Below are 16,220 nucleotides of genomic sequence, written 5' to 3' on the forward strand. Positions count from 1 at the left end.
GTGCTCGGCGCGGGGGCGGACGCCACGACGGCGTCCACCCCCGCGAGGTCAGTCCGTCAGCTTCCCGGCGAAGTAGTCGATGTAGGCCTGCATGTCGAAGTGGCCGTGCCCGGAGAGGGAGAAGACGATCGCCTTCGAGTCACCCGTCTCGCGGCAGCGCAGCGCCTCGTCCACCGCCACCCGGACGGCGTGGGTGGACTCCGGCGCGGGCACGATCCCCTCGCTGCGGGCGAAGAGCACGCCCGCCTCGAAGCAGGCGGTCTGCGGCACGGCACGCGCCTCGATGAGGTCGAGGTCCCGCAGCGCGCTGATGATCGGCGCCATGCCGTGGTAGCGCAGGCCACCGGCGTGGATGGCCGGTGGGCGGAACTCGTGACCCAGGGTGTGCATCTTGGTCAGCGGGGTGAGGCCGGCGGTGTCGCCGAAGTCGTAGTCGTAGGTGCCCTGGGTCAGCGACGGGCAGGAGGACGGCTCGACCGCGACGAACCGCACGGCCGGGCCGCCGCCGAGCTGGCGGCGCAGGAAGGGCAGGGCCAGCCCGGCGAAGTTGGAGCCGCCGCCGGCCGCGCCGATGACGACGTCCGGGTAGTCGTCGGCCATGGCGAGTTGGAGCAGCGCCTCCTGGCCGATGATCGTCTGGTGCATCAGCACCAGGTTGAGCACCGAGCCGAGGGCGTACTTGGCGGCGCCACCGCTGGCCATCGCGGCCTCCACCGCCTCGGAGATGGCCAGGCCGAGGCTGCCGGTGGAGTCGGGGTCGGCGGCGAGCGCGGCCCGACCCGCCTCGGTACGGTCGCTCGGGCTCGCCGTGACCGACGCGCCGAACGTCTCCATCAGCCCCCGCCGGTACGGCTTCTGGTCGTAGCTGACCCGCACCATGAAGACCTCACAGTCGAGGCCGAAGTACGTGCAGGCCATCGAGAGCGAGCTGCCCCACTGGCCGGCGCCGGTCTCCGTGGTCAGCCGCCGCACGCCGTCGAGCTTGCTGTAGTACGCCTGCGGCACGGCCGTGTTCGGCTTGTGGCTGCCGGACGGGCTGACCCCCTCGTACTTGAAGTAGATCCGGGCCGGCGTGTCGAGGGCCTTTTCCAGACGGTGGGCGCGCACGAGCGGGCTGGGCCGCCACTGGCGGTAGATGTCCAGCACCGGCCCGGGGATGTCCACGTCCCGGTCGGTGCTGAACTCCTGCTCGATCATGCCGGTCGCGAAGAGCGGTTCGAGGTCCGCCGGGGTGAGGGGTTCCCGGGTGCCGGGGTGCAGCATCGGGGGGAGCCCCTTGGGCAGGTCGGGAACCACGTTGTACCAGGTCGTCGGGATGTCGCTCTCGGGCAGCACGAACTTCGACGTCGTCATGGCGCCTTCCGATGAGGGGTGGGTGGGTCTCAGGGACTGGCGGTGGCCGGTTCGGCGGGCGCCGGCACGGGCCGGACGGCCGGTCGGATTCGCAGCGCCGCGAACGCGACCACACCGACCACCGGGGTCAGCAGGAGGATCAGGAGGACGGGTCGGTGCCCCTGGGTCTGCCAGACGAAGCCGAGACCCATCGGCACGACCAACCGGGCGGAGCTGAGCACGAAGGCGTTCAGGGCCATGAAGCTGCTGACCCGCCGTTCCTCGACGTGATCGGCGATGTAGGTGGGCACCACCACCGAGGCGATGATCTCCCCGAGGGTCCAGACCACCGTGGAGAGCAGCACGGCGGGCAGCGAGAAGGCGAACACCAGGACGGCCATGCCGGCCGACCAGAGCAGGCCGGCCACGATCAGCAGGACCCGGGTCGAGTACGCCTTGATCCGCTTCTCGATCAGCAGGCTGGCGCTGACCACGACGACGCTGTTGATGGTGTAGACCGCGCCGACCACCGCCACCGACGAGTGCAGCACGGTGGTGACCGCGAGGGGCAGCGTGTATTCCAGGCCGATCAGCGGCGCGACGTAACAGAAGGAGACCAGCACCAGCAGCGCCACGTCGACATCCCGCCGCAGCCCGGCCCAGCGGGTGGTGACGACCGGCGCGGTCGTCGGGGCACGGCGGGTCTCGGCGGGTACGAACAGCCAGATGGTCGCCGCCGCGAGCAGACCGAGCAGGATGTTCCCGGCGAACATCAGCTCGTACGACAGGGCCGCCGCAAACCCGCCGAGCAGCGGGCCGACCCCCATGCCGAGGTTGTTGGCCAGATAGCTGACGGTGTACGCGAAGGGCCGCTCGCCCGGCTCGGTCAGGTCGGCGATCAGCGTGTTGGCCGCCGGGGAGAACATGCCCATGCCGACCAGCGCGACGAAGAGCAGCACCGCGTACGTCCAGGTGGGACCGTCGACCAGGGCCAGTCCCAGGTACCCGGCCGCGTTGAGCACCAGGCTCGCCACCAGCGCGGCGCGTCGGCCGGCCCGGGCGCAGACCGGCCCGCTGAGCAGGCTGCCGGCGAGCAGGCCGGTGCTGCCCGCGGAGATCAGCACGCCCGCCTCGCCGGTGCTGAGGTGCCGGCTCTGCACCAGGTAGACCGCAAGCAGGGGAAAGACGAACATGCCGGCCCGGTTGATGAAGGACGCGTAGACCAGCATCCGCAGCGGGCGGGGCAGGGCCCGGAACCGGCTCAGCCACATGACGACTCCCCCACCGGTTCGGTGCGCACCTCGAACGAGTCGCGGATGACCTTGAAGCGGGCGCGGACGGCGTCGAAGTCCCGCCCCTCGCAGACGTACCAGCCGAGCACGTCGTTCGAGGCGGTCGGCGCGGCCAGCACGTCACCGACGCGCTTCCACACGTCCGCGTCGCGTACCGCGTCGAGCGCCCGCAGCTGCGCTGCCGAGGTGATCGAGGTGATCCGCCCGTACCGGTCGGAGCACAGGTACTCGGTGCCGATCTCCGGCCCGAGCGTGGTCGTCGGCACGTGCTCCGGGTCCAGTTCGAGGCGGCACCACTCCCCGGCCAGGTTGATCCCCCGCCCGGCCTCGATGGCGGGGACGATCGAGCCGCCACCGGCCCGGGCCGCCGCCTCGCCGAAGACCACCTCGCCGTCGTCGCGCAGGAAGAACTCGACGTGCGCCACGCCGGTCCGCATCCCGAAGCCACGCAGCACGGTGGCGCTGGCGGCCAGGATGCGCCGCTCGGCGTCGGTCAGGTCGTGTTTGCGGGAGACCGTGCCGCCGGGCTCGTCGCGGAACTCCAAAACGGAGTACGTGTAGCGGGAGAGCTGCTCGAAGACCACCTCGCCGTCGCGCAGCAGCGAGTCGACGTGGTATTCGGCGCCCCGGACGTACTCCTCCACCCGGTAGTCGTGCCGGTCGTCGGCGATCAGCGGCCACACCCGGGCCAGGTCCTCGGCGGAGTCCACCCGGTGCGTGTCGCCGCAGGCCCAGCCGGCGTACGGCTTGACGACCACCGGCCAGCCCACCTCGGCGGCGAACTCGGCGACCGCCCCGACCGTCTCGGGGCGGCACGAGCGGGCCACCGGCACACCCAGCTCGGTGGCGCGGCGGTGCATGACGTTCTTGTCGCGGAAGGTCAGCGCCCCCTCCGGGTCGAGCCCGTCGATGCCGTGGTCCCGTCGGCAGTGCGCCGCGGTCAGCACGTCGCCCTCGAAGAGCGGGAAGACGCGCCGCACCGGGTGCTCGGCGACGATCGTCGCGACGACCGAACGGACGGCCTCGCGGTCGTCGAGGTCGGCGTGGTAGCAGGGCAGACCGGCGGTGTCGGCGGACGGCTGCCCGGTCGGCAGCAGCGCGACGGTCGCCACGCCCCGCTCGGCGGCGGCGGCGACCACGGCGCGGAACTGGGCGGCGTACCGACCGGCCGCCGGGCGGTAGATCACCAGGATCGCGCCGTTCATCGACGGCTCCGACCGTTGCTGCCCGCCGGGCTCAGCGGGCCTGCGGTACGCAGGACTGCGCTTGTCGCGTCGCGGTCGAGCACCGCCCCCTGCGGCAGGCCGGCGGACATCTCGGCGAGGACGCCGCCGAGGCGGGCCAGGGCGTCCACCACCTCCGCCCGTCCGCCGGGGTGGGCCGACTCGACGGTGAGCAGCAACGCGTGCGGGCCCAGGTCGGTGCGGACCAGATGGCCCTGCCGCCAGTTCCAGCGCCGCGAGTGGGCCCGCCCGTCGGCGTCGGCGTAGACGACCTCGCCCGGCTCGGGATGCTCGGGCGCGTCGGGAACGCCCAGCGGCAGGTACGTCTCGGTGCCGTCGGCCGGCCGCACCACCAGGTCGGTGAGGCCGTCGACGGCGCACGACGCCACCGGCAGCGCCGTGTCGAGCGAGACGGCGTTGCAGAGGTCGACCAGGGCGTTGATCCGGGGCAGCCGGTCACCCTTGGCCACCCGGCGGCTGATCGATTCGGCGGCGCAGGGGAACCGGTTCGGGTTCACCCCCACCGCCCGGTACGCCTCGCGCCAGGCCGCGATGCCCGGCAGGTCGGCCACGCCGGCCTTGTCCAGGCCGGCGCCGTGCAGCGCGTCCTCGGCGGCGGTCAGCATCGCCGACACGGCGGGCGGCGCCGGTACGACCTCGACCAGCGCCACGGCGAGCACGCCGAGCACGTAGTCCGGTACCGCGGTCAGCACCCGGTCGTCGATGCGGACGGTGAGTGTGGCCGCACCGTCGCTGAGCTGGGTCATCGTGATCCTCGTGAGAGTCGGGTCCGATTGTCCGCCCGACCGTACGCAGCGGGACGACCACCGCTTGTGGCCAATCCGGGGTGATCCGGTGAGGCCAATCCGGGTGGCCGTTGCGCGGTCGTCGACGCGTGGCGCAGGAAGTTGTCGAACAACCGCAGTCCGGCCTCGGTGAGCACGCTCTCCGGGTGGAACTGCACCCCCTGCACCGCGAGCGTCTGGTGTCGTACCCCCATCACGTAGCCGTCGTCGGACGACCGGGCGGTCACCCGCAGGGCCGGGGGCACCGGGTCCGCGACGATCAGCGAGTGGTAGCGGGTGACGGTGAGCGGCGCGGGCGTGCCCTCGAAGACGCCCCGGCCGTCGTGGGTGACCACGCTGGTCTTGCCGTGCATCAGGTGCCGGGCGACCGCGACCGTCCCGCCGTAGGCGAGGCCGATCGCCTGGTGGCCGAGGCACACCCCGAGCAGGGGGACCCGACCGGCGAAGGCGTGCACCAGCTCCACGTGCCCGGACTGGGCGGGGTGGCCGGGCCCGGGGCCGAGCACCACCGCGTCGGGCCGCAGGGCCACGAGCTGGTCGCTGGTCGCCGCCCGGGAGCGGACCACCATGGTCCGCGCGCCGAGGGTCCGCAGGTACTGGTCGATGATGTGGGTGAAGCTGTCGTACGCGTCGACGAGCAGGACCTTCACGGCAGCAGCTCCCCACCGGTGAGCGCCCAGTAGGTGGCGCTCATCTTGGCCAGCGTCTCGCGCCACTCGTCGCCGGGGGTGGAGTCGGCCACGACCCCGGCCGAGGCCTGGGTCCGGTAGTGCCGGCCGTCGTGCACGGCGGTCCGGATGCAGAGGGCGAGCACCGCGTACCCACGGACGTCGACCAGCCCGACCGCGCCGGCGTAGACGCCCCGGGGCTCGTCCTCCAGACCGTCGATGATCTCCATGGCCCGCAGCTTCGGGGCGCCGGTCATGGTGCCGGCCGGGAAGGTCGCGCAGATCGCCGCCCACACGTCGGCGTCGTCGGCGAGCTGGCCCGAGACGGTCGAGACCAGGTGGTGCACGTACGCGAACGGCTCGACGTCGAACATGCTGTCGACGCTGAGCGTCCCCGGCACGCAGACCCGGCCGATGTCGTTGCGGCACAGGTCGACGAGCATGACGTGCTCGGCCCGTTCCTTCTCGCTCGTCGCCAGCTCGACCACCCGCCGTCGGTCGGCTTCGGGGTCGGCGGCGCGGGGGGCCGTTCCGGCGATCGGACGCATCGAGAGCCGGCCGTCCTCGATGCGCAGGAACAGCTCCGGGCTCGCCCCGATGACGGTCCGGCCGGCCCACGGGGTGAGGTACATGTACGGCGACGGGTTGCGGTGACGCAGCCGCCGGTAGACCTCCAGCGGTGTCAGCGTCGTCTCCACGTCGATCCGGTGGCCGATCTGGATCTGGTAGCTGTCCCCGACCTCGATGTGCCGCAGGCACTGCTTCACCCGGGCGGCGAACGTCTCCTCGTCGACGGTGTCCCGGATCAGACGCGGCGGCGGGGCGGCCGGCACCTGCGGGTGCGGGGCGGTCGGTAGCACGGGCAGCTCGGGCAGACGGGCGGCGTCGTCCGGGGGCAGGTGCGGGCCGCTGGCGTCGAGCCGCCGGACCGTGCCGGCGCGTAGATCCCACCAGACGGTGTGCCGGAACAGCGCGAGCGTGCAGCGGGGAACGTCGTCGACCACCCGCTCGGTCCCGAGTTCGTCCATGTCCCGCGCGGCCTCGTACGCCAGGGTGGTGAGGAAACCGAAGGCGAAGGTGTCGGTGGGGACGGTCGTGCGCACGGCGAACGCGCGCTGTGCCGCCCGGACGGCGGCCCACACCTCGGTCGGGCCGGCGACGGGCCAGACCCGCGCCGTGGCGACCCGCCGGCCCGGCTCGCCCAGCACGGCGGTGAACACGGCGGCCAGGGCGTCTCCCAGCAGGCCGTCGCCGGTCAGCTCGAGGCGGTCGGCGATGAGTCGCACCTCGGCGAGAAGACCCCAGCCGACGGCTGCGGCATATCGGTCCCGAACAGGACCGTCCAGGCTTTCGAACAGATACAGGTCGTCGTGGGAAAGACTGTCGGCGAGTGCCGTGTAGAGCGACAACGGATCGATCGACGGCAGTGTGAGAGATGTCACTTCCACCGGAATAGAGTCCATCAATGCGGTACCTGTATCGATCGACGAATGACCTCGGATCGACCACGCGGCGCGCTCGGTAGACAATAGAGACACTTGCGGAACCCCCTCTGAACAGCCCGATTCCGCACCACCGTTGGCGCTGGTCCCGCCGACGACGCGGCAGGTCGGACCCTTCCCCCCAGGCGAAAGGACTTCGCACGACCACCCCGGCGCCGGCGGCAGAGCGTCCGCATTGGACACGCTCGGAACATACGCCCTGATTCGCCGGCCACCGGGCGGTTGCGCACCCGACCAACACTTTCCACAGGCACGGCTCGCGCTGTCCATACCACTTCGACGATCTCGGAGCGGACCACTTGTCCCTTAATCTGAGCCTGCCAATAGATGGGCAATCGCGGGGAACGCTCGCAGTGCAGCTCCGTAACGCATTCCGTACACAGATCGAGGAGGGCGCGCTGCGACCCGGCACCCGGGTGCCGTCGAGCCGGCAGCTCGCCGCCGACCTCGGCGTGTCCCGCAGTGTGGTCGTCGAGGCGTACGAGCAACTCTGCGCCGAGGGGTACCTCGTCTCCCAGCACGGCTCGGGCACCTCCGTGGCGGCGGCGGCACGCGCCGACGTCGCCTCGGCGCTCACCCCGGACGACCACGCGCCCGCCCCGGCGGTCTGCGACCTGCGCACCGGCAGCGCGCACGACTCGACGTTCCCCCGCCAGGACTGGATCCGGGCGGTCAGCGCGGTGGTCACCTCGGCCGGCCGTCGCGAGCTGGGCTACGCCCCGCCGTCCGGGCTGCCGGTCGTGCGGCACACCCTCGCCGGCTACCTGGGCCGGGTGCGTGGGGTACGGACCCGGCCGGAGCGCCTCATGGTCACGTCCGGCTTCGCGCAGGGGCTCGCGCTGCTCTGCCGCGTGCTGCGCGACCGGGGCCACGACACGCTCGGGGTGGAGGATCCGGGGCACCCGGGCGAGTGGGAGTTCGTCGCCGAGGCCGGCCTGCGTCCGGTGGGCATCCCCGTGGACTCCGACGGCATCCGGGTGGACGCGCTGGACGCCAGCGGCGTCCGTGCCGTGCTGGTGACCCCGGCCAACCAGTTCCCGACCGGCGTCACGCTCACCGCACGGCGCCGGGCACAGCTCGTGGCCTGGGCGAAGAAGGTCGACGGCTACGTCATCGAGGACGACTTCGACGCCGCCCTCGTCGCCCCGGCGTACCGGTTGCCGGCGGTGCAGAGCCTCGCGCCCGACCGGGTGGTCTATGCCGGCAGCGCCAGCAAGGTCCTCACGCCGGCGCTGCGCCTCGGCTGGCTGGCCATCCCCGCCGACCTGACCGCGCCGGTCGAGCGGATCCGGGCCAGCTGGGACATCGGCTGCTCCGGCCTGGAACAGCTCGCCTTCGCCCGGCTGATCGACACCGGCGCCTTCGACCGGCACCTGCGCCGACTCGGCGCGGACGTGCAGAAGCGCCGTCAGGCGGTCCGCGACTTCGTCGCCGGGCACCTGCCCGACGTCACCCTCCTCGGCGCGAACGGCGGACTCCAGGCGTACCTGCTGCTGCCGGCCCGGTACGCGGAGGAGGCCGTGGTGCACGCGGCCCGGCGTCGCTCGGTGCTGGTCCGGGGTGGCCGCTTCTACGCCCTCCGACCGGACGACCGTCCGCCGGCGCTGGTCCTCGGCTACGCCGGGGTACGCGGTCCGGAACTGGGGCGCGGCCTGGCCGGGGTAGCCGCGGCGTACCGGGAGACGACCGGTCGCGCGTGATCAGTCGGCCGGCCCGGCCCGGGTCGGCTCGCGCACCATGAACACGTCGACCGGGTCCTCGGTTTCGAGGGTGAACCCGTGTCGCTCGTACAGCCGCCGGGCCGGGCTGCCACGCAGCACGTTCAACCGGACGCGGATGCCGTCGCGGTCGCATCGGTCGAGGAGCCGGCGCAGCACGGCCGCGCCGATGCCGCCGCCCTGCACGTGTGGCGTCAGGTAGAAGTGCTCCAGCCAGTGGGCGTCCTCGCCCGGTCGCAGGGACACGCAGCCGGCGAACGCGCCGCCCACCTCGATCAGCCAGGTGTACGCCGGTGAGAAACCGTCCCGCAGACGCTGCCGGACCCGCTGCTCGTCGTACCGCCCGAGCCGTTCCAGATCCGGCCGCAGCACCACGGACCGCAACTCGGCCACCGCCTCGACGTCCGCCGTCGACGCCGGCCGAAGCGCCCAGTCCCGCACGACCGCAAGGCTACGCGGGCGCGTTCCGGCTCTCGCGTCGCGCTGCCGGCGTACGCGGTCAGGTGGCCCGGACCGCCTCGATGATCGTCTCGGCGATCTCGCTCGCGGCCTGCGGGGCCGCCGCCATCGCGTGCGAACCGCCCGCCACCTCGCGCTGGCCGCGCGGCGCGGCCCGCTCGGCCATGAAGCGGTGTACGGCGACCGGGATGTTCCTGTCGGCGTCACCGAACACGAACCAGCTCGGCAGGGACCGCCAGGCGGGTTCGCCGGTGAGCCCGTCACTCAGGGCCTGCTCGGTGATCGGCCGCTGGGTGCGGGCCATCAGCGCGGCGAGGTCGCTCGACGCGTCGGCGCAGAACTGGGCGTGGTAGGCGTCCTGACCGATCGCCACCTCGTTGCCGCCGGTGGACACCGGGTACTGCACGAGCGTGTCGGCGAGCGTGCTGCCGGGAAACTTTCCGGACAACGAGAGCGCCGACTCACCGGTGTCCGGGCTGAAGGCGTTGACGTAGACGAGGGCCCGCACCGACGTGTCGCCCGCCGCGGCCTGCGTGATCACCATGCCGCCGTACGAGTGGCCGACGAGCACGACCGGCCCGCCGATCCCCCGTACCACGTCCCGTACGTACGTGGCGTCGCCCGCGACGCCGCGCAGCGGGTTGGCGGCGGCCACGACGTTGTACGCGTCGCCCAGCCGCTCGATCACGGCGTTCCAGCTCGACGACTCGGCGAACGCGCCGTGCACCAGGACGACGGTGGGCTGCGGATCGGGCATGACAGGCGCTCCCTCGCTCGTGACGCTCGTTCTCCACCGGCTGCACCGGTGCGCCTGAGTACCCGCGCCACAACGGCGAAACATCCGCTGCGGCGGGAGCGTCACACGGCCGGGCGCGGTGGCCCGCCGCTCGGCCGGCCCGCCGAACTACCGGAAGACCTTGACACTCATCGATGTTAGCGCCAACACTGGGCCCGTTACCGGAGCGCAACACTCCCGTCACACACCTTGCCCGCGGGCGTTCCCCGCCTCCGGCGGGTGCCGCAGGTTGGCCGGCGCCGCGCACACAGCTCACGGAGGACAGATGTCGCTGCCACTCGACCGCGGGGCCGCCGGTTCCGTCGTCCGCCGTCACCGACGGTCGGTCCTGGCCGCGATGCTGGTGGTGCTCGCCGTGTCGGCCGGACTGCCCGTGGCGCGGCCCGCGCAGGCCGCGCCCGCCGTGAACTACACCAACCCGCTGGTCAACCAGCGGGCCGACCCGCACATCTTCCGGCACACCGACGGCTACTACTACCTGACCGCTACCGTGCCGCAGTACGACCGGATCGTCCTGCGCCGCGCGACCACGCTGCAGGGGCTGGCGACGGCGGCGGAGACCACGATCTGGAGCCGGCACACCAGCGGAGAGATGGGCGCCCACATCTGGGCACCGGAGATCCACTTCATCAACAACCGCTGGTACGTCTACTTCGCCGCCGGCCGGACCGACGACGTGTGGCGCATCCGGATGTACGTGCTGGAGACCGCCAACGCGAACCCGCTCAGCGGAGGGTGGACCGAACGCGGCCGGATCACGACGTCCTGGGACACCTTCAGCCTGGACGCCTCGACCTTCGTGGCCAACGGGGTGCGCTACCTGACCTGGGCGCAGCAGGAGCCGGGCATCTCCACCAACTCGAACGTCTACCTCGCCCGGATGGGTGCCAACCCGTGGCAGATCACGGGCACCGTGACCCGGCTCGTCGTGCCGACGTACGCCTGGGAGACCCGCGGCTACCGGGTCGCCGAGGGGCCGGCGGTCATCCAGCGCAACGGCCGCCTCTTCCTGACCTACTCGGCCAGCGCCACCGACGCCAACTACTGCCTCGGGATGCTCAGCGCCTCCACCACCGCGAACCTGCTCGACGCGGCCTCCTGGAGCAAGAGCCCCAACCCGGTCTTCGCCACCAGCGCGGCCACCGGCCAGTACGGCCCCGGCCACAACTCGTTCACCGTCTCCGAGGACGGGCAGAGCGACATCCTGGTCTACCACGACCGGAACTACCGCGACATCAGTGGCGACCCCCTCAACGATCCGAACCGGCGGACCCGCATCCAGAAGCTGTACTGGAACGCCGACGGCACCCCCAACTTCGGCATCCCCGTGCCCGACGGGGCAACCCCGGTCCGGCTGCGGTCGCACGACCTGACGACCAGCTACGTCCGGCACTACGACTACCGGGCGCGGGTCGAGCCGAACGTGACCAACCTGGCCGACTCCCAGTTCCGCATCGTGAACGGCCTGGCCGGCGGCGGGAGCGTGTCGTTGGAGTCGACCAACTACCCGGGTTACTACCTGCGTCACTACGGATTCGCCCTGTCCATCGCAGCCAACGACGGGTCATCGATCTTCGCCAGCGACGCGAGTTTCCAACGCCGGCCCGGCCTGGCCGACAGCGCCGGCATCTCGCTGGAGTCACAGAACTACCCGGGCCGCTACGTGCGCCACCGCGACGGTCTGCTCTACCTGGAGGCGGTCGGCACGAGCGCCGAGCGAAGCTCCGCCACCTTCCACCTGGAATAAGCCAAGGCGGGCGGGCCGCACCGCGCCCGCACGCGCCCCCGACACCGTCGGCCGGTCCGCGCGACCCGTCGACGCCGATTGGAGCACCGATGAACCGGCGTCCCACCATCGCCATCCTGGCCGGGCTCTGCCTCGCGGTCAGCGCGGCACCCGTTCCCGCCGCCGCCCGACCGGCAGCGACCGCCCAGGCCGGCGCGTACGCCAGACTCGCCGGCCCGCCCGGCACGCCGCCCGGCGCCTGCCCGACGGGGGCCAGCTACGGCTCGCCACTGCCGGCCAGTTCCGTGACGGCGCCCCGTATCCAGGGCGGGTTCTCGTTCCTCGAAGGGCCCGTCTGGGTCGCCGACGGCGGCTACCTGCTCTTCTCCGACATGGCCGCCGGCACCGGGCCGTACAACGTGCAGCCGTCCACGATCCGCAGGTTCACGCCGCCGTCGACGTTCGACACGTTCATCCCGAACGCTGGTAGCAACGGCATCGCGCTCAGCGCCGACGGCCAGCAGCTCGTGGCGGCCACCCACGACCAACGCAACGTGTCCGCGTACCGGCTGAGTGACCGGGCCCGCAGCACCGTCGCGGCGAACTACCAGGGTCGGGCGTTCAACTCACCCAACGACGTCGCGGTCCGCTCGGACGGCGTCACCTACTTCACCGACCCCAACTTCCAGCGCGGCAACCGCCCGGACCAGATGAACGGGCGCACCAGCGTCTTCCGCGTCGTCAACGGGCAGGTGTCGCTGGTGGACGACCAACTGCGTCAACCGAACGGCATCTCGCTGTCGCCGGACGGGAGCACGCTGTACGTGGGCGCCTACTCCGAGAACAAGATCTACAAGTACGCCGTCCAGCCCGATGGCAGCACCGGCGCGCGGAGCGTCTTCGTGAACTACATCGGCGGCCCGGACGGCGGCACGATCGACTGTGCCGGCAACGTCTACTGGACCTCGGGCGGGGACTCCCTCGTCCACGTCTACTCCCCCGCGGGCGTCCAGTTGGGCACGATCCGGCCCGGCTTCACCGGCACGACCAACGTCGCCTTCGGTGGCTCCGACCGGCAGACCCTGTTCATCACCTCGGGTCCACGGAACGACTCCGGCCTGTACAGCGTCCGGCTCAACGTTCCGGGCTACCCGTACTGACCTAGGTGGTAGCGGGCCGACGGCAGGGACCGGCACGACCCGGGCTGGCCGTGGGAGGAATCCCCCGTTGTGCTCCTCGCGGAGCGGATTCCTCCCCGCTTACCCCCCCAGGTTCGGCCCGGACCGGCCCGATCGGACCTGTCGCGCAACAAGCGTTGAGCACAACGGGTTCACGCTCAACGGGTGTTGCTCCGAACAGGAGCGAGCATACGCTCACGTTCCGTGCGCGTGTCAACGTCTGTTTCGCGGCGGGGCACATCTGCGACACTGTCGTTCAGGTCGCCGGAGGGTGAAGAGCATGGTGGACGGTCGGCGCACGGAGCGGGAGTTGCCGCCCCTCGACACGTTGGCAGCACGGCTGGAATACCTGTTCGACAAGATCCGTCCCACGCCTGACGAACTCGGCGACTCCGACGAGCCCGGTCGCAGGTACACCAATCGGGAGATCGCCGACAAGATCAACGAAGCGGCGGCCGAGACGGGCGTGACGATCAGCGCCGCCTACATCGGGGAGCTGCGTCGTGGTGTGGCGAGTGATCCCCGCACCTCGCACGTACGCGCCCTGGCCGCCGCCTTCGGCGTCAACTCGGGCTACTTCGTGGACGACGCGGCGGCACGACGTATCCAGGACCAGATCACGTTGCTCAGCGAACTGCGGCGGATGGACGTCAAGCGGGTGGCGCTGCGGCAGGTGCTCGCCGACAACGGCCTCTCCGCGACCGACACGCGGCTCGTCGAACAGATGGTGGCCCGGCTACGGGCCGTGGCAGAGGGCACCGGCACGACCGCGTCCGACGATCGTCGGTAGCGGGTGGCCGTGCAGATCCTGCGGTGGGAGCACACCGACGAGTGGGGGAACACCGACGTGAGGTTGCATCGCCTACGCCGACGCTGCGAACGCATCGTCGCCGAGCTGGAGATACCGGACCCCTTCGACGTCCGGAGGCTGTGCGACGTCCTCGGTGAGCGGCGCGGCCGGCCCATCCACCTGGTACCGATCGCGCTGCCGGCGCAGACGGTGTGCGGGATGTGCGTGCCGACGAACGACTTCGACGCGATCTTCTACGAGCAGGACACCTCGCCGCTGCACCAACTGCTGATCATCGGCCACGAGCTGGGTCACCTGCTCGCCGGGCACCAGGCGACCGAGGTGCTGGACGCGGACGCGTCCCGGCTGCTGCTGCCCGACCTCGACCCGCAACTCGTGCGGCGCAGTCTCGGCCGCAGCAACTACGCCGCGGCCGAGGAGCGCGAGGCCGAGATGATCGGCTCGCTGCTGCTGCGGCGGGTCCGCAGCGGGCGCGGTGCGGCGGACGAGGCACCTGTCCACGGGCACGACGCCGAGGTGTACGACCGGCTGCGGCACTCCCTCGAACACCCCCACTGGTAGCGCGGGGATGGACACCGTCCTCTACACCGTGTGCGCGGCAACCGGCTGGGTCGCGTTCGTGTACATGGTGCGGTTGCAGCGCCGGCATCCGAGCCGGGCCCGACGCGCGATCTGCGCGGGCCTCGGTGCGTTCGCCGCCGGGATCACGGTCGCCATCCCGCCCGTCGCGAGCGCGATCGACGAGGTGTCGGGCCTGCCCAACCTCGCCAAGGTGATGGCACACGCCGGCGCCCTGACCATCTCGGCGAACGCCGAGATCATGCTGCTGCACTTCGCGCTGCCCCCGGCGACGGCCGCCGTCCGCGCCCGCCGCTGGGTCTGGGTCACCGCGTTCGCGTTCCTCGTCATGTTCGGCCTGTTCGCCGTCACCCTCACGTACGACGAGCCGGTGCGCCTGACCGTCGAGTACGCGACCGACCCCGTCGTCACCGCCTACCTGCTGATCTTCCTGCTGCTCGGGTTCTTCGCCTACTGCTTCGACATCACCCGGCTGTGCTGGGGTTTCGCGAAGATCTGCGGACGCCCCTGGCTGCGCCGCGGCCTGCGCATCACGGCGGTGGGCGCCGCCGTCGCGCTGCTCTACAGCACCAACAAGATCGTCTACCTCGTCGCCTACTGGGCCGGTTACCGGCCGACCGGCGAGCGGCAGATCGCGGCGGTACTGGTGACCATCGGCGCCCTGCTCATCACGATCGGCCTCACCATGCCGGCGTGGGGGCCCACCCTCAAGATCGGTCAACGGTGGGAGGACTTCCACTCCTACCGGCGACTCGAACCGCTCTGGCGGGACCTCGTCGCGGCCCTTCCCGAGCTGGAACTCGACCCCACCCTGCGCCGCCGGTTCGCGGCCCTGCGCGACAGCGACTACGCGCTCACCCGCCGGGTCGCCGAGATCCGCGACGGCCGCCTGGCGCTGCGCCCGTACACCGATGTGGGGGTGACGGCGCTGGCCGACCGGTTCGCCGAAGGGGCCGGCCTCGGCGTCACCGAGCGGCAGGCGGCGATCGAGGCCGCGCACCTGGCCTGCGCGCTGCGGCGACACCGGGCCGGCCAGGCGGCTGCGGACCCGCAGCCCGCCGACGAGCTGCACCGGCCGGACGGTGGTTATGCCGGCGAGGTGGCGTGGCTGACGCTGGTCACCGACGCCTATGCCCGATCACCCGTGGTGGCCCGGACCCTCCACGCCGCCACCCCGCATCCGACGACAGGAGACGCGCGCCGATGAGGGGCCGCTACGACAATTTCGAGCGGATCCGCACGCTGGACCCGCAGCGCGACTACCTGGACATCTACCAGACGATGCTGCGCTACGAGTTCCCGTGGGACCTGAAGCTGGGCCTCAACCTGGCGTTCAACAGGTCCTTCTCGGTGCCGGCCATCGCGGCGGTGCACACCACCACCGGCGAGCTGACCGAGCGCACCCAGAAGCGCATCGACGACACCGGCCTGCTGATGTACGAGATGGTCCTCAACGGCTTCGACCAGCCCCGGGGCCGGGACGCCCTCCGGCGGGTCAACCAGATCCACCGTCCGTACGACATCGACAACGACGACCTCCGCTACGTTCTGGGCTGCCTCGTCGTGATTCCGATCCGGTGGCTGCGCGCCTACGGCTGGCGTCCGCCCTGCTGCCACGAGCGGCAGGCCACCTACCTGTTCTACCGGGAGCTCGGCCGCCGGATGGGCATCACGGACATCCCCGGGTCGTTCGAGGAGTTCGAGACCTGGTTCGACGCCCACGACGCCGCCCACCTGCTGCCCAACGACGACGCGGCGGCCATCGAGCGGGCCACCCGCATGCTGATGCTCGCCCGCCTCCCCCGCACGCTCGCGCCGCTCGGGAACGCGCTGGTCGGCGCCATGTACGACGAGCCGCTGCGGCGCGCGACACGGGTCGACACACCGCCGTGGCCGGTCCGGGCCGGGCTGCGCCTCGCGTTGCGGACGCGCGCGCGGTGGCAGCGGTGGTTCGGGGCGCCCCGGACCACGCCGCTGTTCGCGGACGGCATCCGGGCTCGCACCTACCCCCAGGGGTACGAGATCAGCCAGCTCGGCCCGCGCTGATCAGCGACGGGTTGGCGCCGAGGCCGCCCGGGTCGGGAACGGCTTGACGTGGCGGCCCCCGTAACGGATGGTCGGATATCGGCA

General features: G+C 71.8%; 14 protein-coding genes and 1 pseudogene. 7 read left to right on the plus strand and 8 right to left on the minus strand.

What is annotated here, in order from left to right; translation table 11 throughout:
• Positions 1-48: 48 nt before the first annotated feature.
• The 6 genes and pseudogenes from ACIA3K_RS07520 to ACIA3K_RS07545 form a co-directional block, all read right to left on the minus strand.
• On the minus strand, positions 49-1,353 hold the full coding sequence (locus ACIA3K_RS07520) for a TrpB-like pyridoxal phosphate-dependent enzyme (protein WP_396799704.1): 1,305 nt from the start codon (positions 1,351-1,353) through the stop codon (positions 49-51).
• Positions 1,354-1,382: 29 nt separating this feature from the next.
• The gene (locus ACIA3K_RS07525; protein WP_396799705.1) at positions 1,383-2,603 is read right to left on the minus strand and encodes an MFS transporter; all 1,221 of its coding nucleotides are present in this window, start codon (positions 2,601-2,603) and stop codon (positions 1,383-1,385) included.
• The gene (locus ACIA3K_RS07530) at positions 2,594-3,829 is read right to left on the minus strand and encodes an ATP-grasp domain-containing protein (protein WP_396799706.1); all 1,236 of its coding nucleotides are present in this window, start codon (positions 3,827-3,829) and stop codon (positions 2,594-2,596) included. The genes ACIA3K_RS07525 and ACIA3K_RS07530 overlap by 10 nt, the downstream gene beginning before the upstream one ends.
• Positions 3,826-4,614 carry a B3/4 domain-containing protein gene (locus ACIA3K_RS07535; RefSeq protein ID WP_396799707.1) on the minus strand — a complete coding sequence of 263 codons (789 nt, stop codon included), beginning with the start codon at positions 4,612-4,614 and terminating at the stop codon, positions 3,826-3,828. Before ACIA3K_RS07535 ends, ACIA3K_RS07530 begins: the two co-directional genes overlap by 4 nt.
• A 116-nt stretch (positions 4,615-4,730) precedes the next feature.
• Positions 4,731-5,303, minus strand: a pseudogene (locus tag ACIA3K_RS07540) (anthranilate synthase component II); the annotation flags it as partial.
• Complete coding sequence (locus ACIA3K_RS07545; protein WP_396799708.1) at positions 5,300-6,769, minus strand: anthranilate synthase component I family protein; 1,470 nt, start codon at positions 6,767-6,769, stop codon at positions 5,300-5,302. The pseudogene ACIA3K_RS07540 and the gene ACIA3K_RS07545, both read right to left, overlap by 4 nt.
• A gap of 353 nt (positions 6,770-7,122) precedes the next feature.
• On the opposite strand from ACIA3K_RS07545, the gene ACIA3K_RS07550 reads away from it, so the two are divergent.
• A complete protein-coding gene (locus ACIA3K_RS07550) occupies positions 7,123-8,523 on the plus strand; it encodes a PLP-dependent aminotransferase family protein (RefSeq protein WP_396799709.1) in 1,401 nt (466 codons plus the stop codon).
• Here the strand turns inward: ACIA3K_RS07550 and ACIA3K_RS07555 are convergent, their stop codons facing one another.
• Both ACIA3K_RS07555 and ACIA3K_RS07560 read right to left on the minus strand, forming a co-directional pair.
• Positions 8,524-8,982: a GNAT family N-acetyltransferase gene (locus ACIA3K_RS07555; protein WP_396799710.1), complete on the minus strand. Its 459-nt coding sequence runs from the start codon at positions 8,980-8,982 to the stop codon at positions 8,524-8,526.
• Positions 8,983-9,040: 58 nt separating this feature from the next.
• A complete protein-coding gene (locus ACIA3K_RS07560; RefSeq protein ID WP_396799711.1) occupies positions 9,041-9,757 on the minus strand; it encodes an alpha/beta fold hydrolase in 717 nt (238 codons plus the stop codon).
• A gap of 304 nt (positions 9,758-10,061) precedes the next feature.
• Between ACIA3K_RS07560 and ACIA3K_RS07565 the strand changes: the two genes are divergently transcribed.
• The 6 genes from ACIA3K_RS07565 (at position 10,062) to ACIA3K_RS07590 (ending at position 16,136) form a co-directional block, all read left to right on the plus strand.
• Positions 10,062-11,543: a family 43 glycosylhydrolase gene (locus ACIA3K_RS07565; protein ID WP_396799712.1), complete on the plus strand. Its 1,482-nt coding sequence runs from the start codon at positions 10,062-10,064 to the stop codon at positions 11,541-11,543.
• 89 nt (positions 11,544-11,632) lie between these two features.
• Positions 11,633-12,682 carry an SMP-30/gluconolactonase/LRE family protein gene (locus tag ACIA3K_RS07570; RefSeq protein WP_396799713.1) on the plus strand — a complete coding sequence of 350 codons (1,050 nt, stop codon included), beginning with the start codon at positions 11,633-11,635 and terminating at the stop codon, positions 12,680-12,682.
• Between the two features lie 298 nt (positions 12,683-12,980).
• Positions 12,981-13,490: a hypothetical protein gene (locus ACIA3K_RS07575; RefSeq protein ID WP_396799714.1), complete on the plus strand. Its 510-nt coding sequence runs from the start codon at positions 12,981-12,983 to the stop codon at positions 13,488-13,490.
• 57 nt (positions 13,491-13,547) lie between these two features.
• A complete protein-coding gene (locus ACIA3K_RS07580) occupies positions 13,548-14,072 on the plus strand; it encodes a hypothetical protein (protein ID WP_396799784.1) in 525 nt (174 codons plus the stop codon).
• A 7-nt stretch (positions 14,073-14,079) separates the two neighbouring features.
• Positions 14,080-15,297 (plus strand): MAB_1171c family putative transporter, encoded by a 1,218-nt coding sequence (locus ACIA3K_RS07585; protein WP_396799715.1) that lies wholly within the window; start codon positions 14,080-14,082, stop codon positions 15,295-15,297.
• On the plus strand, positions 15,294-16,136 hold the full coding sequence (locus ACIA3K_RS07590; protein WP_396799716.1) for an oxygenase MpaB family protein: 843 nt from the start codon (positions 15,294-15,296) through the stop codon (positions 16,134-16,136). The genes ACIA3K_RS07585 and ACIA3K_RS07590 overlap by 4 nt, the downstream gene beginning before the upstream one ends.
• Positions 16,137-16,220 lie beyond the last annotated feature (84 nt).

The sequence above is a fragment of the Micromonospora sp. NPDC051543 genome (assembly GCF_044454415.1).
GTDB lineage: Bacteria > Actinomycetota > Actinomycetes > Mycobacteriales > Micromonosporaceae > Micromonospora.